Annotated in this window: 17 protein-coding genes; 7 read left to right on the forward strand and 10 right to left on the reverse strand. The window is 70.6% G+C overall.

Translation table 11 applies throughout. The features are described from left to right. The first annotated feature begins 43 nt into the window (after nt 1–43). Together ABD691_RS10155 and ABD691_RS10160 are read left to right on the forward strand one after the other, a co-directional pair. Nucleotides 44–898, forward strand: coding sequence for a geranyl diphosphate 2-C-methyltransferase (locus ABD691_RS10155; protein WP_344679301.1), 855 nt, complete (start codon nt 44–46; stop codon nt 896–898). Between the two features lie 146 nt (nt 899–1,044). Continuing rightward, on the forward strand, nt 1,045–1,572 hold the full coding sequence (locus ABD691_RS10160; RefSeq protein WP_344679302.1) for a DUF4232 domain-containing protein: 528 nt from the start codon (nt 1,045–1,047) through the stop codon (nt 1,570–1,572). Nucleotides 1,573–1,842: 270 nt separating this feature from the next. Here the strand turns inward: ABD691_RS10160 and ABD691_RS10165 are convergent, their stop codons facing one another. Then, entirely contained in the window at nt 1,843–2,667 is an 825-nt protein-coding gene (locus tag ABD691_RS10165) for a siderophore-interacting protein (RefSeq protein WP_344679303.1), read from the reverse strand. A 60-nt stretch (nt 2,668–2,727) separates the two neighbouring features. On the opposite strand from ABD691_RS10165, the gene ABD691_RS10170 reads away from it, so the two are divergent. Further along, a complete protein-coding gene (locus tag ABD691_RS10170; RefSeq protein WP_344679304.1) occupies nt 2,728–3,222 on the forward strand; it encodes a MerR family transcriptional regulator in 495 nt (164 codons plus the stop codon). 3 nt (nt 3,223–3,225) lie between these two features. Here the strand turns inward: ABD691_RS10170 and ABD691_RS10175 are convergent, their stop codons facing one another. From ABD691_RS10175 to ABD691_RS10190, 4 genes are all read right to left on the reverse strand, one after another. Then, the gene (locus ABD691_RS10175; RefSeq protein ID WP_344679305.1) at nt 3,226–3,975 is read right to left on the reverse strand and encodes a metal-dependent transcriptional regulator; all 750 of its coding nucleotides are present in this window, start codon (nt 3,973–3,975) and stop codon (nt 3,226–3,228) included. A gap of 121 nt (nt 3,976–4,096) precedes the next feature. Beyond that, nucleotides 4,097–4,453 (reverse strand): nucleoside triphosphate pyrophosphohydrolase family protein, encoded by a 357-nt coding sequence (locus ABD691_RS10180; RefSeq protein ID WP_344679306.1) that lies wholly within the window; start codon nt 4,451–4,453, stop codon nt 4,097–4,099. Between the two features lie 68 nt (nt 4,454–4,521). Then, a complete protein-coding gene (locus tag ABD691_RS10185) occupies nt 4,522–6,150 on the reverse strand; it encodes an Hsp70 family protein (RefSeq protein WP_344679307.1) in 1,629 nt (542 codons plus the stop codon). Between the two features lie 26 nt (nt 6,151–6,176). Continuing rightward, nucleotides 6,177–6,746, reverse strand: a complete 570-nt coding sequence (locus tag ABD691_RS10190) for a hypothetical protein (RefSeq protein WP_344679308.1) — start codon at nt 6,744–6,746, stop codon at nt 6,177–6,179. A gap of 118 nt (nt 6,747–6,864) precedes the next feature. Between ABD691_RS10190 and ABD691_RS10195 the strand changes: the two genes are divergently transcribed. The 4 genes from ABD691_RS10195 to ABD691_RS10210 all read left to right on the forward strand — a co-directional run bounded on the left by ABD691_RS10195 (nt 6,865) and on the right by ABD691_RS10210 (nt 13,511). Continuing rightward, entirely contained in the window at nt 6,865–9,000 is a 2,136-nt protein-coding gene (locus ABD691_RS10195; RefSeq protein ID WP_344679309.1) for an Hsp70 family protein, read from the forward strand. 12 nt (nt 9,001–9,012) lie between these two features. Next, nucleotides 9,013–11,751, forward strand: coding sequence for a hypothetical protein (locus tag ABD691_RS10200; RefSeq protein ID WP_344679310.1), 2,739 nt, complete (start codon nt 9,013–9,015; stop codon nt 11,749–11,751). A 72-nt stretch (nt 11,752–11,823) separates the two neighbouring features. After that, on the forward strand, nt 11,824–12,285 hold the full coding sequence (locus ABD691_RS10205) for a MarR family winged helix-turn-helix transcriptional regulator (protein ID WP_344679311.1): 462 nt from the start codon (nt 11,824–11,826) through the stop codon (nt 12,283–12,285). Then, nucleotides 12,282–13,511, forward strand: coding sequence for an epoxide hydrolase family protein (locus ABD691_RS10210; protein WP_344679312.1), 1,230 nt, complete (start codon nt 12,282–12,284; stop codon nt 13,509–13,511). The genes ABD691_RS10205 and ABD691_RS10210 overlap by 4 nt, the downstream gene beginning before the upstream one ends. Nucleotides 13,512–13,530: 19 nt before the next feature. Here the strand turns inward: ABD691_RS10210 and ABD691_RS10215 are convergent, their stop codons facing one another. From ABD691_RS10215 to ABD691_RS10235, 5 genes are all read right to left on the reverse strand, one after another. Beyond that, entirely contained in the window at nt 13,531–14,064 is a 534-nt protein-coding gene (locus ABD691_RS10215) for a hypothetical protein (RefSeq protein WP_344679313.1), read from the reverse strand. 27 nt (nt 14,065–14,091) lie between these two features. Beyond that, nucleotides 14,092–15,426 (reverse strand): hypothetical protein, encoded by a 1,335-nt coding sequence (locus ABD691_RS10220; protein WP_344679314.1) that lies wholly within the window; start codon nt 15,424–15,426, stop codon nt 14,092–14,094. A gap of 125 nt (nt 15,427–15,551) precedes the next feature. Then, entirely contained in the window at nt 15,552–17,255 is a 1,704-nt protein-coding gene (locus ABD691_RS10225) for an Hsp70 family protein (RefSeq protein WP_344679315.1), read from the reverse strand. Nucleotides 17,256–17,263: 8 nt separating this feature from the next. Beyond that, nucleotides 17,264–19,387, reverse strand: a complete 2,124-nt coding sequence (locus tag ABD691_RS10230; RefSeq protein ID WP_344679316.1) for an Hsp70 family protein — start codon at nt 19,385–19,387, stop codon at nt 17,264–17,266. Next, nucleotides 19,384–19,896, reverse strand: a complete 513-nt coding sequence (locus tag ABD691_RS10235) for a nucleotide exchange factor GrpE (RefSeq protein ID WP_344679317.1) — start codon at nt 19,894–19,896, stop codon at nt 19,384–19,386. The genes ABD691_RS10230 and ABD691_RS10235 overlap by 4 nt, the downstream gene beginning before the upstream one ends. Between the last annotated feature and the right edge of the window lie 10 nt (nt 19,897–19,906).

Below are 19,906 nucleotides of genomic sequence, written 5' to 3' on the forward strand. Positions count from 1 at the left end.
GTTTGTGAAGGTTCCCCGTCACATCACCGAAAGGAGCAATCCGATGACTGCCACCAGCCAGCAGCCGGTTCTGCGCACCGACTACCAGAGGTCGGTAGCCGAGTACTGGAACCGCGAGCGCGATCCGGTGAACCTGCGCCTGGGCGACATCGACGGCCTCTACCACCACCACTACGGGATCGGCGACTACGACCCCGCGGTGCTGGAGGAGCCCGCCGACCGCCGCGACGAGGCGATCATCAACGAGATGCACCGGCTGGAGACCGCGCAGGCGGACTTCCTGCTCAAGCACCTCGGCCGCGTCCTGCCGTCGGACCACCTGCTCGACGCCGGGTCCGGGCGCGGCGGCACCAGCGTGATGGCGCACAAGTACTTCGGCTGCGAGGTCGACGGCGTCACGATCTCCCAGACGCAGGTCGAGTTCGCCAACGAGCAGGCCAGGAAGCTCGGCGTCGGCGACCACGTGCGGTACCACTTCCGCAACATGCTCGACACCGGTTTCCAGACCTCGTCGATGCGGGGCATCTGGACCAACGAGACGACGATGTACGTCGACCTGTTCGAGCTGTTCGGGGAGTTCTCCCGGTTGCTGGAGCACGGCGGGCGCTACGTGTGCATCACCGGCTGCTCCAACGACGTGACCGGCATGCGCTCGAAGGCCGTCAGCCGCATCGACGAGCACTACACCTGCAACATCCACCCCCGCAGCTACTACTTCAAGGCGCTGGCGGCCAACGACCTGGTGCCGATCGAGGTCGTCGACCTGACCGCGCAGACCATCCCGTACTGGGAGCTGCGCGCGAAGTCCTCGGTCGCGACCGGCATCGAGGACCCGTTCCTGACCGCCTACCGCGAGGGCAGCTTCCACTACCTGCTCATCGCCGCCGACCGGGTGTGACCGAACCCGGAAAAACCGGCGGAGACGGGGAAAATCCCCCGGAAACCGATATGAACTGAGTTACAGCGGTCAACCTGCGGTCGCCCTGGGCGTCTCACGGACGGATCCCCGAACGAATCCGACGCGAGACAAGGGAGACGGAAACGATGAGCAAGCGCAGGAACCTCCGCGGGGCCGGTGTGCTGGCCGGGGCGGCGGTGCTCGCGGGGCTGGCCTTCGGCGGCGCGGCCCAGGCGATGCCCGGGGACCACCCGGACTTCGAGCGGTACTGCACGCCCGAGCAGGTCGACGTCGCGATCTCGCCGCTGGACCACGCCATGGGCAAGACCGGCGGTGACGTGTCGTTCACCGCGAAGCCGGGCCAGAGCTGCCTGCTCAACGGCTCGCCCGTGCTGACCTTCCGGGACGCCGCCGGGCAGCCGCTGGGCATCGGCAACAACACCCCGGGCGGCCCGACCGAGCCGATCGAGGTGAGCGAGGGCCGTCCGGGCGTGGCGACGTTCAGCTTCCGGACCGTCGACATGAACACCGGCGAGGTGCTGCACGGACCGACGCCGGCGTCGGTCGAGGTCGCGCTGCCCGCCCCGGTCGGCGCCTACACCGTGGAGCTCCCGTGGGACTCCAAGGCCGAGGTCCCGGGGCCGGTCGACGTCACGCCGGTCATTTCCCGCTGACAACGGGGAGGAAAAGGGGCCGCCGGAGACCTCCGGCGGCCCTTTCCGTCCACAGTGGCCGGTTTCCGGATCGCGGGGCGCCCGCCGGCCGCCTGCGGCGGCACCTCCGCCCGGAGGACAATCCCGGCCTGGCACAGGACAACGCTCCACGAGCGGCCTTCACCCGGTGGCACGGCCGCACTTCTGATCGCTGCCGCGTCAAAGCCGGGCACCAGTGCGCCTCGCGCGACGGCGCTGAGAGATCATCTGGGCACCTTCATCTGGGCACCTTCATCTGGCCCCCTCGGCCATCCCCCTCCGCCAGTACCCGCCGAAGTAGCTCCGCTCCTTGTCCCAGCCGCGCTCGCCGACCAGGTGCCTGCGCAGCTCGCGGATCATCGCGGCCTCCCCGGCGACCCAGGCGTACGGCGTGCCACCCGGCAACTCCGCCGCCCGCACCGAGGCGGGCAGGCGCGAGCCGTGGCCCGTGCGCGGCAGCCAGGTGATCTCGGCACTGCCCGCGGTGTCGATCCGCTGCACGTCGGCCCCGGTGGGCACCTCGACGAAGACCCGGGCGAGCGCTCCCGGCGGCAGGGACTCGACGATGGACGCGATGGCGGGCAGCGCGGTCTCGTCGCCGACGATCAGCTGCCAGTCCGCGGCCCGCGGCCGGTACTCGACCCCGGAGTCCGTGGCGCGCCCCTCGTTCGGCCCGACGATGCCGATCACGTCGCCCGGCACCGCCCGCCGCGCCCAGCGCGAGGCCGGGCCGACGTCGCCGTGCAGGACGAAGTCGACGTCGATCTCGTTGGTGTGCGGGCGATGCGCGCGGATCGTGTAGGTCCGCATGACCGGCCGGGAGGTCTCGTCCATCGCGCGGTAGCTCTCGAACCAGCTCTCCGCGTCCGGCATCGCGGGCTCGGTCTGGCCCGGCAGCGGCAGCAGGACCTTGATCCGCTGGTCGTAGCCGCCGCTGGTGATGCCGGTCAGACCCGGTCCGCCGAGGCTGATCCGGACCATGTTCGGCGTGATCTCGCGGACGGCCACGACCTCGGCCAGGAACAGCCCGTACGGGCGCACCTGCGCGCGACTGCGGACACCGGACGAACTGGACATCGACAACTCCTTCGCGAGCAGATCTTGATCAATGTAATTAGGTTAACCTAACCTAATTACATGGTCGATGCCATCCTGTTTCGACAGGAGGAACCGGAAACGCGGTGCCGGGACGCCGAGCCCGCGCCGGAACTCCTGTCCATCGGCGACGTCGCGCGGATCTTCGGCGTCCGCACGTCCGCGTTGCGCTACTACGAGAAACTCGGGCTGCTGGTCCCGGCCGAACGCCGCGCGAACCGGCGCTTCTACGGCCCGGACGAGCTGCGCAGGCTCGCGCTGATCCAGCTCTGCCAGCGCACCGGGCAGCTCAGCCTCGACGACGTCGCCGCCCTGATCGAAGGCTCCTACGCGGGAGCCGAGGACCTCTGGCGCACCGTGCTGCTCCAGCAGATCGCCCGGCTCGACGAGCAGATCGAACGCGCCCACGCGGCCAAGGAGTACCTGCGGCACTTCGCCATGTGCTCGTACTCCCACCCGATCAGCGAATGCCCCAGCCTGCGGGAATCTCTGGAGAACGACGTGGAGCGGAAACGCGCCGCGCACGGCGCCGGGTAGCGGTCAGGAAGCGGCTCCGATGACCCGCGGCCTGGTCCCGCCGTCAGCCGGCGAGCAGGCCGCGTCCTCGGCGACCATGAGCGTTTCGGCCTGCCGCGGCGTCAGTTCGACCGTCCCTCCGCCGGAATCCAGCGCGATGCCCGCCCCCGGCAGGACCGTGAGTTCGACCCGGGCTCCGGGAAGCGCGCCGATTTCGTGCAGCGATCGCAGGAATGCCACGTCTTCCTGCACCCGCTCGCTGACCCGGCTGACGACCACGCTCGTCCGGCCCGTCGTCACGGCCTCCGCCACGGGGAACGCCTCCGGCACGTCAGCCGGTCCGGCACCGGCGGACAGCTCCTCCAAGCCGGGAACGGGATTGCCGTGCGGGCACGTCCGCGGTCTGCCGCACAGTTCGAAGATCCGCTGCTCGACCCGGTCGGACACGACGTGCTCCCAGCGGCACGCCTCGACGTGGACCTGGTCCCACTCCAGCTCCACGACCTGGTGCAGGAACGCCTCCAGCAGCCGGTGCTTGCGCGTGACCCGGACGGCCTGCCGGAATCCGGCGCCGGTCAGCTCGATCCGGCGGTCGTCGCGCACCCGCACCAGGCCCTCGCGCTCCATCCGCGCCACGGTCCCGCTGACCGTGGGAGCGCGGTGCCCCAGGCGCTCCACGATCCGCGCCCGGAGCGGCACCACGCCGTCCTCGGCGAGCTCGAACAGGGCTTTCAGGTACATCTCGGTGGTGTCGATGAGTCCTTCGGCGGTCACCGGTTCAGGATGCTCCTTGAACCTGGCTTGAGGTCAAACCGATTGCCCGAATTCCCCTGCATGCCCGTGAATTGTTACCCGTGCGGACCCCTGGACCACCATGTCCACAATGGACCCCGCGTCAGCGCTCGCCGCTGCCGGACAGGGTTCCGTTCGCCAGGCGCCTGCGGACCTTGGCGATGTTGGCCCGCGCGGCGTCTTCGAGGGTCGCGTCGACCGATTCGGCCAGGCGCGCGGCGTACCAGAGCACGTCGCCGAGCTCGTCGATGACCGCCTCGCGGCGCTGCTCGGTGATCTCCCCACCGTCGTCGCGGACGGCTTTCTTGATCTCCCCCGCGACTTCGCCCGCCTCGTTGGTCAGCCCGAGCGCGGCGTAGAGCAGCACCTGCGACGCGGGCCAGCCGGTGAACCGGGCGGTGATCGCGGTGGCCGCGTGGAACTGCTCCCAGCTCGTCGCCGGTGCCTGCTCACCCGCCACCGGGCCTCCTCACCGATCGTCGTGGCCGCGGGCCGCCCCGCCGAGGACGGGACGGCCCGCGCCGGACCTCAGCCGCTGACCTTGATGCCCTTGGCATCCGACTTCGCCTGCGCCATCTCCTCCGCGGACAGGCTGCGGTTGGTCTCGATCTTCGCAGTGGTCGTCTCGCCGCCCTCGGACAGGTCGCGCCCGGTGACCTGGAGCCGTCCGTCCCGCTGGAGCTCGAAGGTGACCTCCACCGGCGCCAGCTCCGGCAGCCCCGCCTTCATCCCCAGCACGGCGCTGCCGACCTCCTTGCCCTCCTCCATGTCGACCAGCTCGCTGCGGTGGGTGTTCTCCATGATCCGCAGCTCGACGACGGGCTGGTTGGCTTCCTCGGTGTAGTAGGTCTTGTTCCGGCTGGCGGGCAGCCGGTCCTGGCTGAACACCAGGTTCGAGATGAACTGCCTGCGCTCGCCGTCGGCGTCGCTGACCACGACGATCCCGAAGCTGTGGCTGGCAACGTTGGTCACGCTCATCGCCGCGAGCTTCTCCACCGTCTCGCGCCGCATGCCGAAATCGTCCGCGACGGCCTTGGCGGCCTCGGCTTCGGTGCCGTGCTTCTTCCTGGCGATCTCGATCCGCTCACCGAGCAGCAGCTTCTGCCCGTAGATCGCCGCGCCCTTGGCCACCGCCTGGTCCGGTTCGTGGACCACGGTCTCGATCCCGAACTCCTCGGCCAGCCGCTCGCCCACCTGCGGCATCCGGGTCGAACCGCCCACCAGCAGGATCTTGTCGAGCCGGTCCGAGCCCAGCTCCTTCGCGGTGGCGATGACGTCCTTGGTGTACTCGACGGTGCGGTTCAGCAGCGACCGGCTGAGCTCGTCGAACTTCTCGCGGGTCAGCGTCACCGAGACCCGCTGGCCCGCGTGGCTGACCGGAACCTTCGTCTCGGGACGCGCGGTCAGCGCGCGCTTGGCCGCCTCCGCCCGTTGCCACAGATCCTGTTGCGTCTCCTCGGAATCGAGCGGGTCGTCGGCCGAACCGGTCTCCTCCTGCCACGCCTTCGCGAGGTGAGTGACGATCTTCTCGTCCCAGTCCCGGCCGCCCAGCCAGTGATCGCCGCCGGTGGCGATCACGGTGATGGAACCGCCGCTGATCTCGATGATCGTCACGTCGAAGGTGCCGCCGCCGAGGTCGTAGACCAGCAGCACCTGGTCCTCGGAGTCGTGCACGCCGTAGGAGATCGCCGCCGCGGTGGGCTCGTTGATCACTTCCCGGACGTTGAGCCCGGCGATCTCGCCCGCCTTGGCCGTAGCGTCCCGCTCGGAGATCCCGAAGTAGGCCGGGCAGGTGATGACCACGTCCCGCACCTCGCCGCCGACCAGGGTCCCGGTGTCACCGGCGACCTTGCGCAGGATGTAGGAGGAGATCTCCTCCGGCGAGAACTCGCGGTCCCCGAACGGGAACCGCCAGTCCGGCACCCCCATCTGCCGCTTGACCATCTCCACGACGCGGTCGGCCGACAGCGTCGCGCTGTTCTTCGCCTCCCGGCCCACCACGCGCGTTTCCTCGTCCTCGAACAGCACCACCGAGGGCGTGGTGAGCTCCCCCTCCGCGTTCGCCGCGACCGTCGGCCGGCCGGACGCCTCGTCGACGTAGGAGACGCAGGAGTGCGTGGTGCCCAGATCGATCCCGTAAACCCGGCTGGATTCCACTGTGGTCCTTCCTCGAAGTGTGCCTGTCACGCTTGTCCGTCCGCGGGCGGCGCATACCGGTAGGCCGCGACCCACTCGGGCCGGAGCACCTTGCCGTCGTCGTGCTCGAACCCGGGGCGCAGGCGGTGGGCGATCCGCCGGTCCAGCTCCTGGTCGGCGGTGCGCACCACCTCGATGACCTTCTGCCGCGAGGTGTCGACGTCGGGCGCGTCGTGTTCGAAGCTCGAAACCCCGTTGCGCAGCAACGTTTCCAGGATCGAGTCGCGGATCCACCGCAGCGTCGCCCCGCCGGGGGCCTCCTCGGCGCCGTCCAGCGCCTCGGACACGTCGTCGTGCAGCGCGACGAGGTCGGACAGCAGCGGCCGGAGCAGCCGGTGGTGCAGACCGGCGCGGTACCCCTCCAACTCCTGGGACATGCTCGCGATGTGCTGTTCCTTCACCGCGTCGTAGCGGATCTTCTCGTCGAAGTCCCGGCGCAGGCTCGCGACCTCGTCGAGCAGCCGCCCGACGAGACCGGTCGGATCCGGCTGCTGTGGGTTGTCCTCGTCGCGGGATGCCGGGTCCGCGGACACCGGCGCACCGTCCTCCATCGGCAAGACCCCATCCTCCCGGAGTTCGCTGATCAGACTGCTGCGGTTCGATCAGAACGCAGAGTAGGCTAGCGTGCGCGCAACGCGGTGCGGGGTGGAATTGCGGGAAGCAGGGGGTTCCCCGATGGGCGATGCGGCCACGGGCCACGACGCGGACCGGTCGAGCGACGCGGTCGGCATGGATCTCGGAACGACGTACTCGGTGGTGGCCCACGTCGATGACGAGGGCGTTCCGGCGGTCGTCCCCGGCGATTCCGACGGGCCTGCGCTCGTCCCGTCGGTGGTCAGCTTCGCCGGTGGGACGCCGGTCGTCGGCGCTGCTGCCAAGGCGGCGCAGGCCGAGGGCGAGATCGAGGTGGCCGCGCTGTTCAAGCGCAGCATGGGAGATCCCGATTTCCTGCAACCGCTCGGCGATCACGACTACACGCCGACCGATCTCTCCGCGCTGGTGCTGGCCGAGCTGAAGGCGCGGGCCGAACGGTTCCTCGGCCGGGCGGTGACGCGGGCGGTCATCACCGTCCCCGCGTACTTCACGCACCCGCAGCGCACCGCCACGATCGCCGCGGGCAGGCAGGCCGGGCTGGACGTCCTGAAGATCATCAGCGAGCCCACCGCGGCGGCCCTGGCCTACGGCCTGCGCCCGAGCCCGGAGACGCGCCGCGTGCTGGTCTACGACCTCGGCGGCGGCACCTTCGACGTCTCGCTCGTGGAGATCACACCGGAGGAACTCCGGGTCATCGGCACCGGCGGCGACCACCAGCTCGGCGGCCGGGACTGGGACGACCGCCTGGTCGTGCTGCTCCGGCAACGGTTCGCGCGGGAATTCGGCGTCGACGTCCAGGACGAAGACAACGATGCGCTGCTGGTGCACGCCGAACAGCTCAAGCACGCGCTGTCGGCGCGCCAGGACGGCGAAATCCGGATCGAGTCCGGTGGCCGGTCCGGCCGCTACTCGGTGACGCGGCAGGAATTCGAAGCCTGCACCCGCGATCTGGTCGAGCGCACCAGGCAACTCGCCCAGCAGGTGCTCGACGACGCGGGCCTCGGCTGGGAGCAGATCGAGGGCGTCGTCCCGGTCGGCGGCTCGACCCGCATGCCGATGGTGCGCGAGTGCGTCCGGGACATGTCGGGACGGCCGCCGCTGGGCGGGGTGCACCCGGACCAGGCAGTGGCGCTCGGAGCCGCGATCCAGGCGCGGTGGGAGCGGGACAGCAGCGGGGAACTCCTCCGGCTGCCCGCGTCCGGCACCGCGCGCTCGCGCGTCCCGCGCGTGATGCGGGACGCGATCGCCCACAGCCTCGGCATGATCGCCGAGAGCGAGGACCGGTCGCGCTACGTCAACAGCGTGCTCATCCGCAAGAACCAGCCCATCCCGGCCCAGCAGCGGCGGCCGTACCAGTTCCGCCTGCGGGACGACGCCGAGAACCTGCTGGAGATCTTCCTGGTGCAGGGGGAAACCGAGTCCCCGCAGGAATGCGTCTACCTCGGCCGGTACGTCGTGACCGGGTTCTCCGGCAGCAGCGGGCCCGCCGTGGTCGACATCAGCTACTCCTACGACCAGAACGGGGTCGTGCACGTCTCGGCCGTGGAGCGGGCGACCGGCACCGCGCTGGAACTCGCCGTCGAGGAGGTCCCCGACGATGTTCCGGAACGGTTCCTCGGGCGGCCCGCGGACGACGGCGCACCGGGCGGCGTCACGATCTACCTGGCGTTCGACCTGTCCGGCAGCATGAGCGGCGAGCCTCTGGAGGAAGCGCAACGCGCCGCGGAGGCGTTCGTCTCGCAGTGCGATCTCTCGCGGATCTCGGTCGGGCTGATCGCCTTCTCGGACCGAGTCCAGCTCCAGCAGCGGGCGACCCGGGACGACGGCGAGATCCGGGCGGCGATCCGCGCGCTGCGCGTCTGCCAGACCGGCGTCGGGAACCGGGCGCACCCGTTCGACGAAATCCGCTCTCTGCTCGCGAAAACCCACGACGCGCGCTACGCCGTCGTGCTCGCCGACGGCGTCTGGTACTGCCAGGACCGCGCCGTCGAAAGCGCGCGCCGGTGCCACGAGGACGGCATCGAGACCATCGCGATCGGGTTCGGCAGCGCCGACCGCACGTTCCTGGAGCGGATCGCCTCGTCGTCGGAGCAAAGCCTGTTCACCGACCTCAACCGCCTCACCGACGCGTTCAGCACCATCGCGCGCGAGCTGACCGAGAACCGGCGCGCCGGTGTGCGGACCCAGCATCTACAGGTGCGGGACCTAGAGGCGTAGGGCGGAAATCCCATGACCGGTGACGAGCGGCCGAACTTCTTCATCCTGCTGGAAATCGATCCCGACCAGCCGTGGGACAAGAGCGCCTACGAGAACCAGCTGCGCCGCATGCGCTTCCGCTGGTACAAGCTGAGCAGCGGCGTCCAGACGAGCCCGGCCGCCGTGAAGGCCCGCCGCGCGCTCACCCTGCTCAAGGAAATCAAGTACGTCATGGCCGACGTCGTCCTGCGGGAGAACGAACGCGCGGCCGCGCGCCAGTACCTGGCCGACGAGCAGAACCGGCGCCGCATCGAGTTGGTGCAGACCGTCGACCTCATCCTGGAGAAGGGCTTCGTCTACGACGTCGAGTACGCCGAACTGCGGGAGAACTACGGTGCTCTGGTCGACCACCCCGACGTCTCCCGGTTGCTCGACGGGGCCCAGAAGCGGTCACTCGAAGCCGAGCGCAACGGTCCCGACCGGCTGGACGCGTCCCAGGCCGACGCCATCCGCGGCAGGCTGGACGAGCTCGGCGAGGAGTCGCTCTACACGCTGCTGGCCCAGGTCGATCCCGCGGTCGGACCGACGTCCGGGCTCGACCTGCTGCGCCGGGCGGCCAAGGAGCTCTATGCCAGGACGACCGCCACCGCGGACAAGACCAAGCCGGGGCTTTCCGCGCGGCAGGAGCTTTCCGGACAGGCCATGGCGATCTTCGACTCCGCGGACATGCGCAGGCAGTACGACAACACGTTGCAGCTCGAACCCCTGGACCGGCTGTGCAGGCAGTACCGCAAGGCGCTGGACCCGGTCCGCGGGATCGACAGCAGGCAGGCCGACAGGTTCATCCGCGAGGCGGCCCGGTTCGGCATCGAGGAGGAGCTGGCGCGGAACTCGCTCGTGGCCTACTTCTCCAACCTGAAGTGGACGATCGCGCTGCCGCCCGCGACGGCCATCGGCGCCTTCGTGCGCTGCGAGGTGTGCCAGGCGTTCAACGACCCCGAGCACGAGTTCTGCCGCGACTGCGGCACGCCGTTCGAGGTCACGTGCCCCTCCTGCGGCAGGACCGTGCCCGCGCACGACATCTGCGGCTTCTGCGGTTTCCCGGTCTCCGACCACGACTGGGTCGAAGCGCTCCTGGACGACTGCGAGGACCTGCTTGCCGCCGGTGATCTCAAGGGCGCCGACGAGAAGCTGAACAGCGCGCGGCGAGCTTGGTCGCTTCCGGCCGGGAGCGCGGAAGACGCCCTTGCCGCGCGGATCAAGGAGTGCTCGCGGCGGATCGCCGATGTGCGGGACGAGCAGCGGAAGTCGGATGCCCAGCGGATGAGGAACATCCGCTCGCACATGGACGCGCGGCAGTACCGGGCCGCGCGGCACCTGCTTTCCGCCACGCACGCGGGTTTTCCGGATCGCGAGCGCCTGCTCGGCGAAGTGACAAGCCGCGTCGACGCCGCCGATCGCTGGTACCGCAACGCGGAGCAGGCCGCGACGTCGGAGGAGAAGGCCGAGCTCTACGGGAAAGCTCTTGAGGAGTGCGCTGATCACGCGGAGGCGCGCAGGGCGTTGCGGGGCACGCCGCCCGCGCCACCGCGGGATCTGCGGGTGACCGCGCTGGACGGACTGGTCCGGCTGGAGTGGCAGCCGTCGGCGACGGGCGGCGTCCGCTACGCGGTCGTCCGCAAGTCCGGCAGCCGGCCCGCCTCCGCCACCGACGGCGAACGCCTCGCGACCGTCGCGTCGCTGGCCTACGACGACGAGTCGCCGGAGACCGGAATTCCCCTGCACTACGCCGTGTTCGCCGATCGCGACGGAACCGCCTCGCAGCAGGCGGCGACGACGACGACCGATCCCCTGCTGCTGACCCAGGAGGTGACGATCACCTCCCCGAGCGTGGACGATGGCGCGGTGGAACTGCGGTGGGCGCTGCCCCCGAACGCCGAAGGCGTGCAGGTGAGCCGCACGAGCTCGGCGGAGGCGGGAACGTGGACCGACATCGCCGCCGTCGAGCCGACCCGACTGCTCGACGGCGGTCTCCGCAACGACGTGACCTACACCTACCGGCTACGCGCCCGGTTCCGCGACGGCAGCGGCGGAATCCTGCCTTCGGCGGGCAGGACGGTCTCGCTGACCCCGGGCCCGCCGCCCCCTCCGGTGGGAACCGTCCACGTCACGACCCGGCCCGGCTTCGGGTTCGCCTACCGCTACGTGCGGCTCGGGTGGGAACCTCCGGAACAGGGCCGGATCGTCGTCCTCAAGACCTGGCAGCCGCCGCCGGTGCGGTCCGGTGACACGCTGTTCGCCGACGACCTCCGGCTGCGCGGAACGGTGCTCGACGCGGACGCGGCCCTCGGTCACTCCCTGACCGAATCCGGCGCCTGCTACTTCACCCCGGTCCTGGTCCGCCACGAACTCGGCTACGTCGGCGACGTCCGCCGCTACGCGGCCGTCGAGGAGGTAGGCGACCTCACCGCGGAAGCCCGGCGCGGCGCGGTCCGCCTCCAGTGGAGCTGGCCGGAGGGCTGCACGGCGGTTCTGGTCGGCTACGACCGGTCCGGCGAACCGGCCGACCCGACCGTTGCCGCGCACCGGTTCACGGTCGAGCGCGAGGAGTACGAACGGCTGGGCTACCACGACGTCCACATCGGGCGCGGCACCGGAGAAGCCGACTGCTTCTTCGTGGTCGCTTCGCTGCTGCGGCAGGACGACGAAGAGTTCGTCTCGTCCGGCGTGCGCTGCCGGGCGCGCCGGGCCAAGCGGCGGTGGATGGGCTAGTTCCTGGAGGTCGTGAGCGGCGCAACAGGGCTCCCATCCCCAAGTTAGATCGAATATCGATATAGTTCCGGCGTGGACGCGGTTCGTGCCGTGGAGCGGCTGACCCGCTCCATCGAGGACTTCAACTCGTTGTTCATCCGGCTCCCGGCCTCGGACCGGTTGAACTTCTCCGCGCTGTCGGTGCTGCACACCCTGTCGCGGCGGGGGCCGTGCCGGCTGAGCGACCTGGTCAGGACCGAGCAGATCAAGCAACCGGCGCTCACCTCGGCGATGGCGAAGCTGGAACGCGACGGGCTCGTCGAACGCAGCCCCGATCCGTCCGACGGGCGGGCCTCGATGTTGTCCCTGACCTCGGATGGCCGGTCGATCGTGTCCCGGCGCCATGCCGATCGCGCGGAGCAGCTGGGCCGCCTCATCGACCGGCTCCCGCCCGCTGACCGCACGCGGCTGCTGGGCATCGCGGGCGTGCTCGACCGGATCGTTCAGCTCGCCGGCGAGCAAGACGGAAAACCTGATGAGAGGAGCGGGCAGTGAGCACAGGCGTGGATGCGCTGACGCCGACGCCGATCGCCGTTGAGGAGCGGGTTCTGGAGGATCTGCGGTCCCGGCTGCGGGCCACGATCTGGCCGGAGGACGAAGGGAACGAGGACGGGCGGTACGGCGTCCCCAGGGCACTGCTCCAGGAGCTGGCGCGGTACTGGGCCGAGGAGTACGACTGGCGAGCCGCCGAGCGAGCGATGAACGCCTACGAGCACTACCTCGTTGACGTGTCCGGCACGCGCGTTCACTTCATGCGCAAGGCGGGTGCCGGTCCCGATCCCACCCCGCTGATCCTCAGCCACGGGTGGCCCTGGACGTTCTGGCACTGGTCGAAGGTCGTCGACCGGCTCGCGGACCCGGCCGCGTTCGGCGGCGACCCGGCCGACGCCTTCGAGGTGATCGTCCCGTCGTTGCCGGGCTTCGGGTACTCGACTCCGACGCGGCCGGACATGAACTTCTGGAAGATCGCCGACGTCTGGCACGAGCTGATGACCGGGACTCTCGGCCACACCCGGTACGCCGCGGCGGGGTGCGACGTCGGCGCCCTCGTCACGGGACAGCTCGGTCACAAATACGCCGACGAGCTGTACGGCATCCACATCGGATCAGCCCTCAAGCTCGACTTCTTCACCGGTGACCGCGCCTGGGACCTCTCCGGCGGCAGGCCCATCCCGCCCGAGCTGCCCGACGAGCAGCGGCAGCGGCTGGTCGAAATCGAGCACCGGTTCGCCGTGCACCTCGCCGCGCACATGCTCGCTCCGAGCACGCTCGGGTACGGACTGGCCGACTCCCCGGTCGGTATGCTGGCCTGGATCCTCGAACGGTGGATGAAGTGGTCGGACAACGGCGGGGACATCTACACCGTGTTCACCCGCGACGAACTGCTCACCCACGCGACGATCTACTGGACCGGCAACGCCATCGCCAGCTCGATCCGCACGTACGCCAACAACAACCGCTACCCCTGGGCGCCCTCCCACGACCGGAAGCCGATCGTCGAGGCACCGACCGGGATCACGTTCGTCGACTACGAGAACCCTCCGGGTGTGAACAACTCGGAAGAGCGCATCGAGTCGTTCCTGGCAAGCGACCGCGCCGCTTGGTACAACCACGTCAACATCGCCGCCCACCCCAACGGCGGTCACTTCATCCCCTGGGAGATCCCGGAACAGTGGACCGCCGACCTGGTCCGCACCTTCCGCCACCGGCGTGCGGCTTGACCCTCGTCCAAGACGTCCTTCAGCTCTCGAAGACGAAGATCTCCACGCTGATCATCTCCTGCCCCTTGGAGCCCTGGAAGTAGCCGCGGTAGGAGCAGTCCTGGAACTGCGGTCCCATGCTCTGCAGGACCACCTCGTTGAACCGGCTCGCCGCCGCCGTGCCGCGGCCGATCGCCAGGTTGGAAGCCGCGCCGAAGCTCAGCGCGAGCCCGGCGCGCCGCCCGCCCAGCCGCCACATCTCGGCCTGGACCGCGGCCCGCGCGGCACCGACCGCGACCGGGTCGTTGGCGAACAGGGCGTTGTAGTCCAGGAACACGTCGAACTTGACCGGTTCCCGCGCCAGCCGCGGCGGTGGCGGCGGGGTGTTCGTGGTCGTCGTCGGCGGGGCCGGTTTGGGCAGCGGCCGGGGTGGCGGCGGTTCCGGCGGGGCGGCCTGCACCGCGGCCACCATGACGATCACCACGACCAGCGCGAGCATGAGGTCGGCGAACAGCCACCCCGTGCTGCCGGGCAGCGAGTTCCCGCGATCCTCGGAGTTGCGCCGGTAGCGCATCTGGTCCGCCTTCCCTGATCCTGCCGCCTACCGGCCGAACCGCCACCAGCGCGATCCCGAGGTCCGCCGCAGCGCGCTCGCGGCCCCCTCCAGCTCGCGCGACGCGGTGGACAGCGCCTCCGTCGTCCCGACCAGTCGTCCGTCCACTTCGGCCATCCGCTCGCTGGAGGAGTGCAGGCTGGTGGCGATCTGGTCCAAATTGGACTCCAGGCGCTCCTGGAGCAGCGCGCTCACCGCCTGCATCGCCTCGGCCGCGTTCGCCATGCTGGCGGCGTTGCCGGTCACCTGGGTCACGAACTCCTGCTGCGTGCCGGCCAGGGCGCGCAGCTGGACGTCGATGGACTCGGCGGTGCCGTTCGAGGACTTGGCGGTGTCGACCAGCGTGCTCGCCGCCGCGCCCAGTTCGGACACGACGCCCACCAGCGTCGAGGTGCTGGTCTGGTAGGAGCCGAAGTGCGTGGTGAACTCGTCGACGCTCTCCCGGAACCGGTCGACCAGCGGCGCCATCTGCTTGTCGATCAGCGAGCGGTCGGCGGCGACCGCCTCGCTGAGCACGTTCGTCGCCTCCTTGATGATCCCCTTGACCAGGTCGTCCACGCTCTCCCGGAAGGACTGGTGCGCGGCCCTGCTCTGCTCGGCGAGCGCGACGATCATCTCCTCGCCCTTGGCCCGCGCCGACTCGACGGCGGCCCGGGCGTTCTCGACGACCTCCCGGTTGGCCTCCGCCAGTTCCCCGGTGTGCTCGATCGCGTCCCGGATGACCTTCTGGACCGACTCGGCCCACTGCTCCGGCGTCGCCGGGGAGGTGACGGTGTTGCGCTCGACGGCCATCGCCAACGACGTCATGGCGACGTCGAGCTGCCGGGCGATCCGGTCGTTGTCCGCGGCGCACTCGGCTTCCTTCCGGTGCATCAGCGAGGTCAGGACCACGATCGAGCCGATCAGCACGGCGTCGACCAGCGCCACCCACGGCAGCGTCGCGACCAGCCACTCGCCGAGGTGGTCCCGGTCGAACACCGCGAGCGCCAGCGACAGCCAGGTGATCAGCAGCGGCAGCAGCGCGAACTGGTTGCGCAGGGTGTGCAGCCGGTTGACCGGTTTCGCCCGCACCTCGGCGAATTCGGACAGCACCCGCTCCGGCGCGACCAGCCGCTCGATCACCGGGAACGGCAGGTCCCGCACGGTCCGGTCGACGTCGTGGAGCCGCTTGACCGCGGTGTGCACCCCGGCGTCGGCCAGCTCACCGCAGACGGTCCTGAGCCCCTCCGCGGCGGCCCTGCCCTCCGGTTCGCCGAGCGCCGCGACGGCGGTGAACTCACCGCCCTCGTCGGTGGTGCTCGCCGCCTCGTCCTCAGCGGGCATCGGTCTTCCTCCTCGTCGCGCGGGGCACCGACCTGGCGGCCGGGAGGGATTTCTCCCTGCGCTCCCAACCGCTTCGGGGATCATACGGGCATCGCCCCGGGAGCGGACCCGAAACGGGAGTTCCGCTAGCGGTGCCCGCCGAGCCGGTGCAGCAACTGCTCGGCGCCCTCGTGCTCGGGGTCCCAGGTGAGGGCGTGCTGCAGGGCTCGCCTGGCCTCGTCGTCCCGGCCCGCGCGCTGGAGTTCCCTGCCGTGCAGGAAGATCCGCTCGGCGAGCAGGCGGCGGATGTCGACGTTGGTCTGGTCGTGCTGGAGCGCGCAACGCAGCCAGCGCTCGTCCTGGGCGAACGTCGCGGTGCTGGGGTTGGCCATGGCCGCGTCGCAGTGGATCCCGATCATCGCCTCGAACAGGTCGGGCCGGTTCGGTTCCCGCCGCCAGGCCAGGTGCGCGTAGCTGATCGCCTCCTTGTACTGGCCGCGGGCGAACCGCGCGCGGGCGGCGGCCATCAGGTCGTCACCGCTGCCCGCCCGGCCGTTGTCGCCCTGCTCGGCGGCGGGCTCGCGGGACCGGCTCGCGGCGATCTCGTCGAGCAGCTCCTGCGCGCCGTCGATCAGGACCCGGAGGTCCCGTTCGGCCTCGGCGAACCTGCCCTCCCTGACCAGCCGACGAGCTCGGTCCACTGTGGTCACTTCGCCCGGTCCGGTCAGCGAGGCGCTTCCCGGTGCCGTCAGCAGGGTCGCGGCCAGCCGCGGCGCGTCCGGCACCGGATCCGCCCGCTCGTCCTGGGCCGAGCCGAGCTGCTCGTCGTGGTCCGCCGACCGGCGCGCCCCGTGCTGGGCGTGCAGCATCGCGCCGCGCGCGATGTTCAGGGAGTCGGTCACCACCACCTCGGATCCCAGTCCCGCCACCAGTTCGCGGAGCTGGGGCATCGTGGCGGTCCCGCCTGCCAGCAGCACGGTGTCCACGTCCGCCCGGCTCATCCCGGACTCCGCGAACAGCGCGTCGGCGCGGTCGAGCGTGCCGGCCACCAGCAACCTGGCCAGCCGCTCGAAGGACCGCGGGTCGAACTGGCCGGTCAGGCTCTGCTCCCCGCCGGGACCGGCGACGAACCTGGGGAACACCACCGGTTCGGCCGCCGCGAACCGCTCCTTGACCTCCTCGGCGATGTCGCGCAGCCCCCGCCACCCGGCGTCGCCGCGCCGCACCTCGTCCGGCAGGGATCCGCGCTCCCGCAACAGGTTCAGCCACGCGTGCAGCACCTGCTCGTCGAAGGTGGAACCGCCGGGCGCGCTCCCGCCTTCGTAGCCGAGCGCGCGGTAGCGGCCGCGCGCGGCCCGCACCAGGCCGAGTTCGAAACCGTCGTAGCCCATCGCGTACACCAGGTACGTCCCGGTGCCCTCGCCGCCGGTGTGGCCGATGACCGCGGCGACCGAATCGGTCAGCAGGCTGACCCGGTCGAGCCCCGCTCCCCGCGCCGCGTCGAGCAGCGCGGTCCGCTGGACGCTGGAGAACCGCGCGGGCACGCTGATCACGGTCTCCCCCACGCCCAGGCCGGTCTCGGCCGTGATCCGCCTGCGCACCTCCCCCAGCGCCCGGGTCACCAGTTCCTCGGGTTCGGGCCCGTCCCCGGCGGGCCGGGCCACCACCCCGAGCCTGCTCTTCCGGCTCCGGAAGGCGACCGGCAGCTGACCGCCGGTCGCCGGTTCGCACCGCAGCCACGGCCAGTCCGGCCCGGCCAGGGTGCGGACCCGGACCGGCTCGCCGGGCGGCGAGTACGCGGCGCGCAGGGCGGTGCTGCCCAGGTCCACGCCGAGGTTGATCGCGGCCACTGCGGCTCCTACGCCTCGTCGAGCAGCTTCAGCAGACCGTCGAAGCTGCGCGAGTCGCCGATCGCGCTGACCTCGTACTCCTGCCCGACCTTGGCCACCATGACCCGCAGCGCCTGGGACTGCTCCAGCACCGTTTCCCGCCTGCCCTGCTGGAAAGCCTGCTGCACGGCCACGATCGCCTGGTTGATCCGGTGCGCGTCGTCCGGAGTGGCGCGGTCGGCCGCCCGCTCGGCGAGGTAGAGCTGCGAGGCGAGGCCGGAGCCGAAGATGTCGCCCTCCAGCACGCTGGTCATCCGGCGGCACTCGGCCGGATCGGAGAACACCAGCGTCTGCTGCGCGCGGTTGAGGTCGCCCTCGATCTTCATCGCCTGCGAGGGGTCCAGGTACTGGCCGTAGGTCCGCACGAAGTGCCTGGTGACCTCCTCGACGTACATCAGGTCGGCCCGGTGGGTCGCCTCGTCCTCCTCCACCGCGACCTTGGACGGGCCCTGGCTGCGGGCGGTGTCGAAGCGCAGCTTCTTGCGGTACACCAGGCTGGTTCCGGGCACGTTGATCGTGACGTGCAGTTCCCGGTTGCGGTCGAACAGGAAGCTCACGTCCACCCGGCTGTGGATGTCGATCTCCTCGGGCAGCTCGTACTCGATCACCCCCTGCTCCTGGTTCTCGCTGGCGATCCCGCTGTCGCCTTCGTAGACCGGAACCCGGATCAGCCTGCCGTCGGTGGCCTGGAAGGTGTGCCGCATCGGCTCGCTCATCGGGTACGGCGTGCCGCGCGGGATGATCGGCACGAAGGTGTCGGCCTGCGACCCCTTCACGGCCGCGACCCCGAGCGCCATGCCGGTCACGTCGTAGATCTGCAGCTCGCCGACCGACCGCGCGCTCACCAGGGTGCCCCGGCATTCCGTGCACTCCTTGGCGGATTCGTCGTTGACGGTCCCGCACTTGGCGCACTCCACGCCGTGCAGCGTGCTCGCGAGGATGCCCGCGCCGATCGCGACGCACTCCATCGCGTCGATGTCGCGGCGGACCTTGCCGCTGCCGAAGAAGTCCTCGACGACCTCGCACACCTTGGGGACGAGCGTCGAACCGCCGACCAGCAGCACGTCCGAGATGTCGTCGGGGGCGAGGTGCTGCCGGTCCAGCGCGGTGCGCACGAGGGCGATCGTGCGGTCCACCAGAGGCGTGATCATCTCCTCGAACTCGGCCCTGGTCAGGGTCATCTCCACGTCCACCGGCCGGCCCGCGCTGCGGTAGGCGGCCGGGATGATGATGTCGGTCGACTCCGCGGTGCTCAGCTCCCGCTTGGCCTCCTCCGCGGCTTTCTTGGCGTGGAACAGGAACTCGCTGTCGCCCGACGGGTCCACCCCGGCGTTCTGCCGCACCCACTCGGTGATCCGGCCGGTGATCAGCTGGTCGAAGTCGTCCCCGCCGAGCCAGTTGTCCCCGTTGAAGTCCAGCACGTGGAAGTGGTGGCGGCCGTCGGCGTCGGTGACGGTGTTGAGGATCGAGATGTCGAAGGTGCCGCCGCCGAGGTCGTAGACCAGGACGCGGTGCCTGCCGCCGTCGTGGTGCTCCAGGCCGAACGCGACGGCCGCGGCGGTCGGTTCGTCGATGATCCGCTTGACCACCAGCCCGGCGGCCTCGCCCGCCTCCCGGGTCGCCGCCCGCTGCGCCTCCTTGAAGTAGGCGGGCACCGTGATCACGGCGTGCGTGACGTCGGTGCCGAGCTTCTCGGTCGCGCCCTGCTTCAACCGCTCCAGGATCAGGGTGGACACCTGGGCCGGGGTGTAGGTCGTGCGACCGATGACCACGTGCGCGCGGGGGTCCTCGTCGGAGCCCGGCACGATCCGGTAGCTGCGCCGTTCGCGGGCCTCGGCCACGGCCTCGTCGGCGAAGTCGCGCCCCATCAGGCGCTTCACCGACAGGATGGTGTTCTCCGGATCCCGCTTCGCCCAGTTGAACGCGGGAGATCCGACGAGCAGCTCCTCCTTGCCGTCGCGGCTGCGCATGCTCACCACCGACGGGGTCGACCGCGCGCCGCCGACGGTGACGACGGAGGATCCCGCTCCCCCGGAGTCGTACCTGGCCACCACGGAGTTGGTGGTCCCGAGATCGATGCCGATGGCGGTCATTGCTGTTTCTCCTCTCCGGAGGCGACGATCACCGATGCCCGGTACACCAGCTCTCCCCGGTACCGGATGCCGTGCTTGAGCACCTTGACCACCGCGTCCCGCGGCAGGCCCGCGGCCTCGGCGACGCCTGCCACGTGGTGGGTCTCGGGATCGGCGAGCTCGCCCGGCCAGCCGATCAGTTCCAGTTCGCTGTTGTTGCACAGCACGTCGATCAGCAACTGCCTGGTGCGGTGCACGCTGGCTCGGTAGGACTCGAAGTCTGCGTCGTCGTGGGCGAGCAACCGGTCGAAGGCGTCGAGGGCACCGGTAATCCCGCTCAGCAGCCGGGCGAGGTCTCGCTCCACCCGGTCAAGCTCCCGCAGCACGTGCTCGGTGTGCTCGCGGTGCGCGTCCAGGGCGCGCACCAGGTCCAGCGTCGCCGTCCGGTTCCCGGCCAACACCTCGCCAAGGGCCCCGCCGTCCGCGGGCCCGGGATCCGCGCTGGACCGCTGTGCTTCCCGGCTGCTCATCCTTGGCTCC

Origin of the sequence: Saccharopolyspora taberi (assembly GCF_039534165.1) — a bacterium.
In the GTDB taxonomy this organism is placed as follows: Bacteria; Actinomycetota; Actinomycetes; order Mycobacteriales; family Pseudonocardiaceae; genus Saccharopolyspora_D; species Saccharopolyspora_D taberi.

Bases quoted from the DNA above. Each gene is read 5' to 3' on its own strand.
- ABD691_RS10155 (WP_344679301.1), top strand. From the start codon at position 44: ATGACTGCCACCAGCCAGCAGCCGGTTCTGCGCACCGACTACCAGAGG.
- ABD691_RS10160 (WP_344679302.1), top strand. From the start codon at position 1,045: ATGAGCAAGCGCAGGAACCTCCGCGGGGCCGGTGTGCTGGCCGGGGCG.
- ABD691_RS10165 (WP_344679303.1), bottom strand. From the start codon at position 2,667: ATGTCCAGTTCGTCCGGTGTCCGCAGTCGCGCGCAGGTGCGCCCGTAC.
- ABD691_RS10170 (WP_344679304.1), top strand. From the start codon at position 2,728: ATGGTCGATGCCATCCTGTTTCGACAGGAGGAACCGGAAACGCGGTGC.
- ABD691_RS10195 (WP_344679309.1), top strand. From the start codon at position 6,865: ATGGGCGATGCGGCCACGGGCCACGACGCGGACCGGTCGAGCGACGCG.
- ABD691_RS10200 (WP_344679310.1), top strand. From the start codon at position 9,013: ATGACCGGTGACGAGCGGCCGAACTTCTTCATCCTGCTGGAAATCGAT.
- ABD691_RS10215 (WP_344679313.1), bottom strand. From the start codon at position 14,064: ATGCGCTACCGGCGCAACTCCGAGGATCGCGGGAACTCGCTGCCCGGC.
- ABD691_RS10220 (WP_344679314.1), bottom strand. From the start codon at position 15,426: ATGCCCGCTGAGGACGAGGCGGCGAGCACCACCGACGAGGGCGGTGAG.
- ABD691_RS10230 (WP_344679316.1), bottom strand. From the start codon at position 19,387: ATGACCGCCATCGGCATCGATCTCGGGACCACCAACTCCGTGGTGGCC.
- ABD691_RS10235 (WP_344679317.1), bottom strand. From the start codon at position 19,896: ATGAGCAGCCGGGAAGCACAGCGGTCCAGCGCGGATCCCGGGCCCGCG.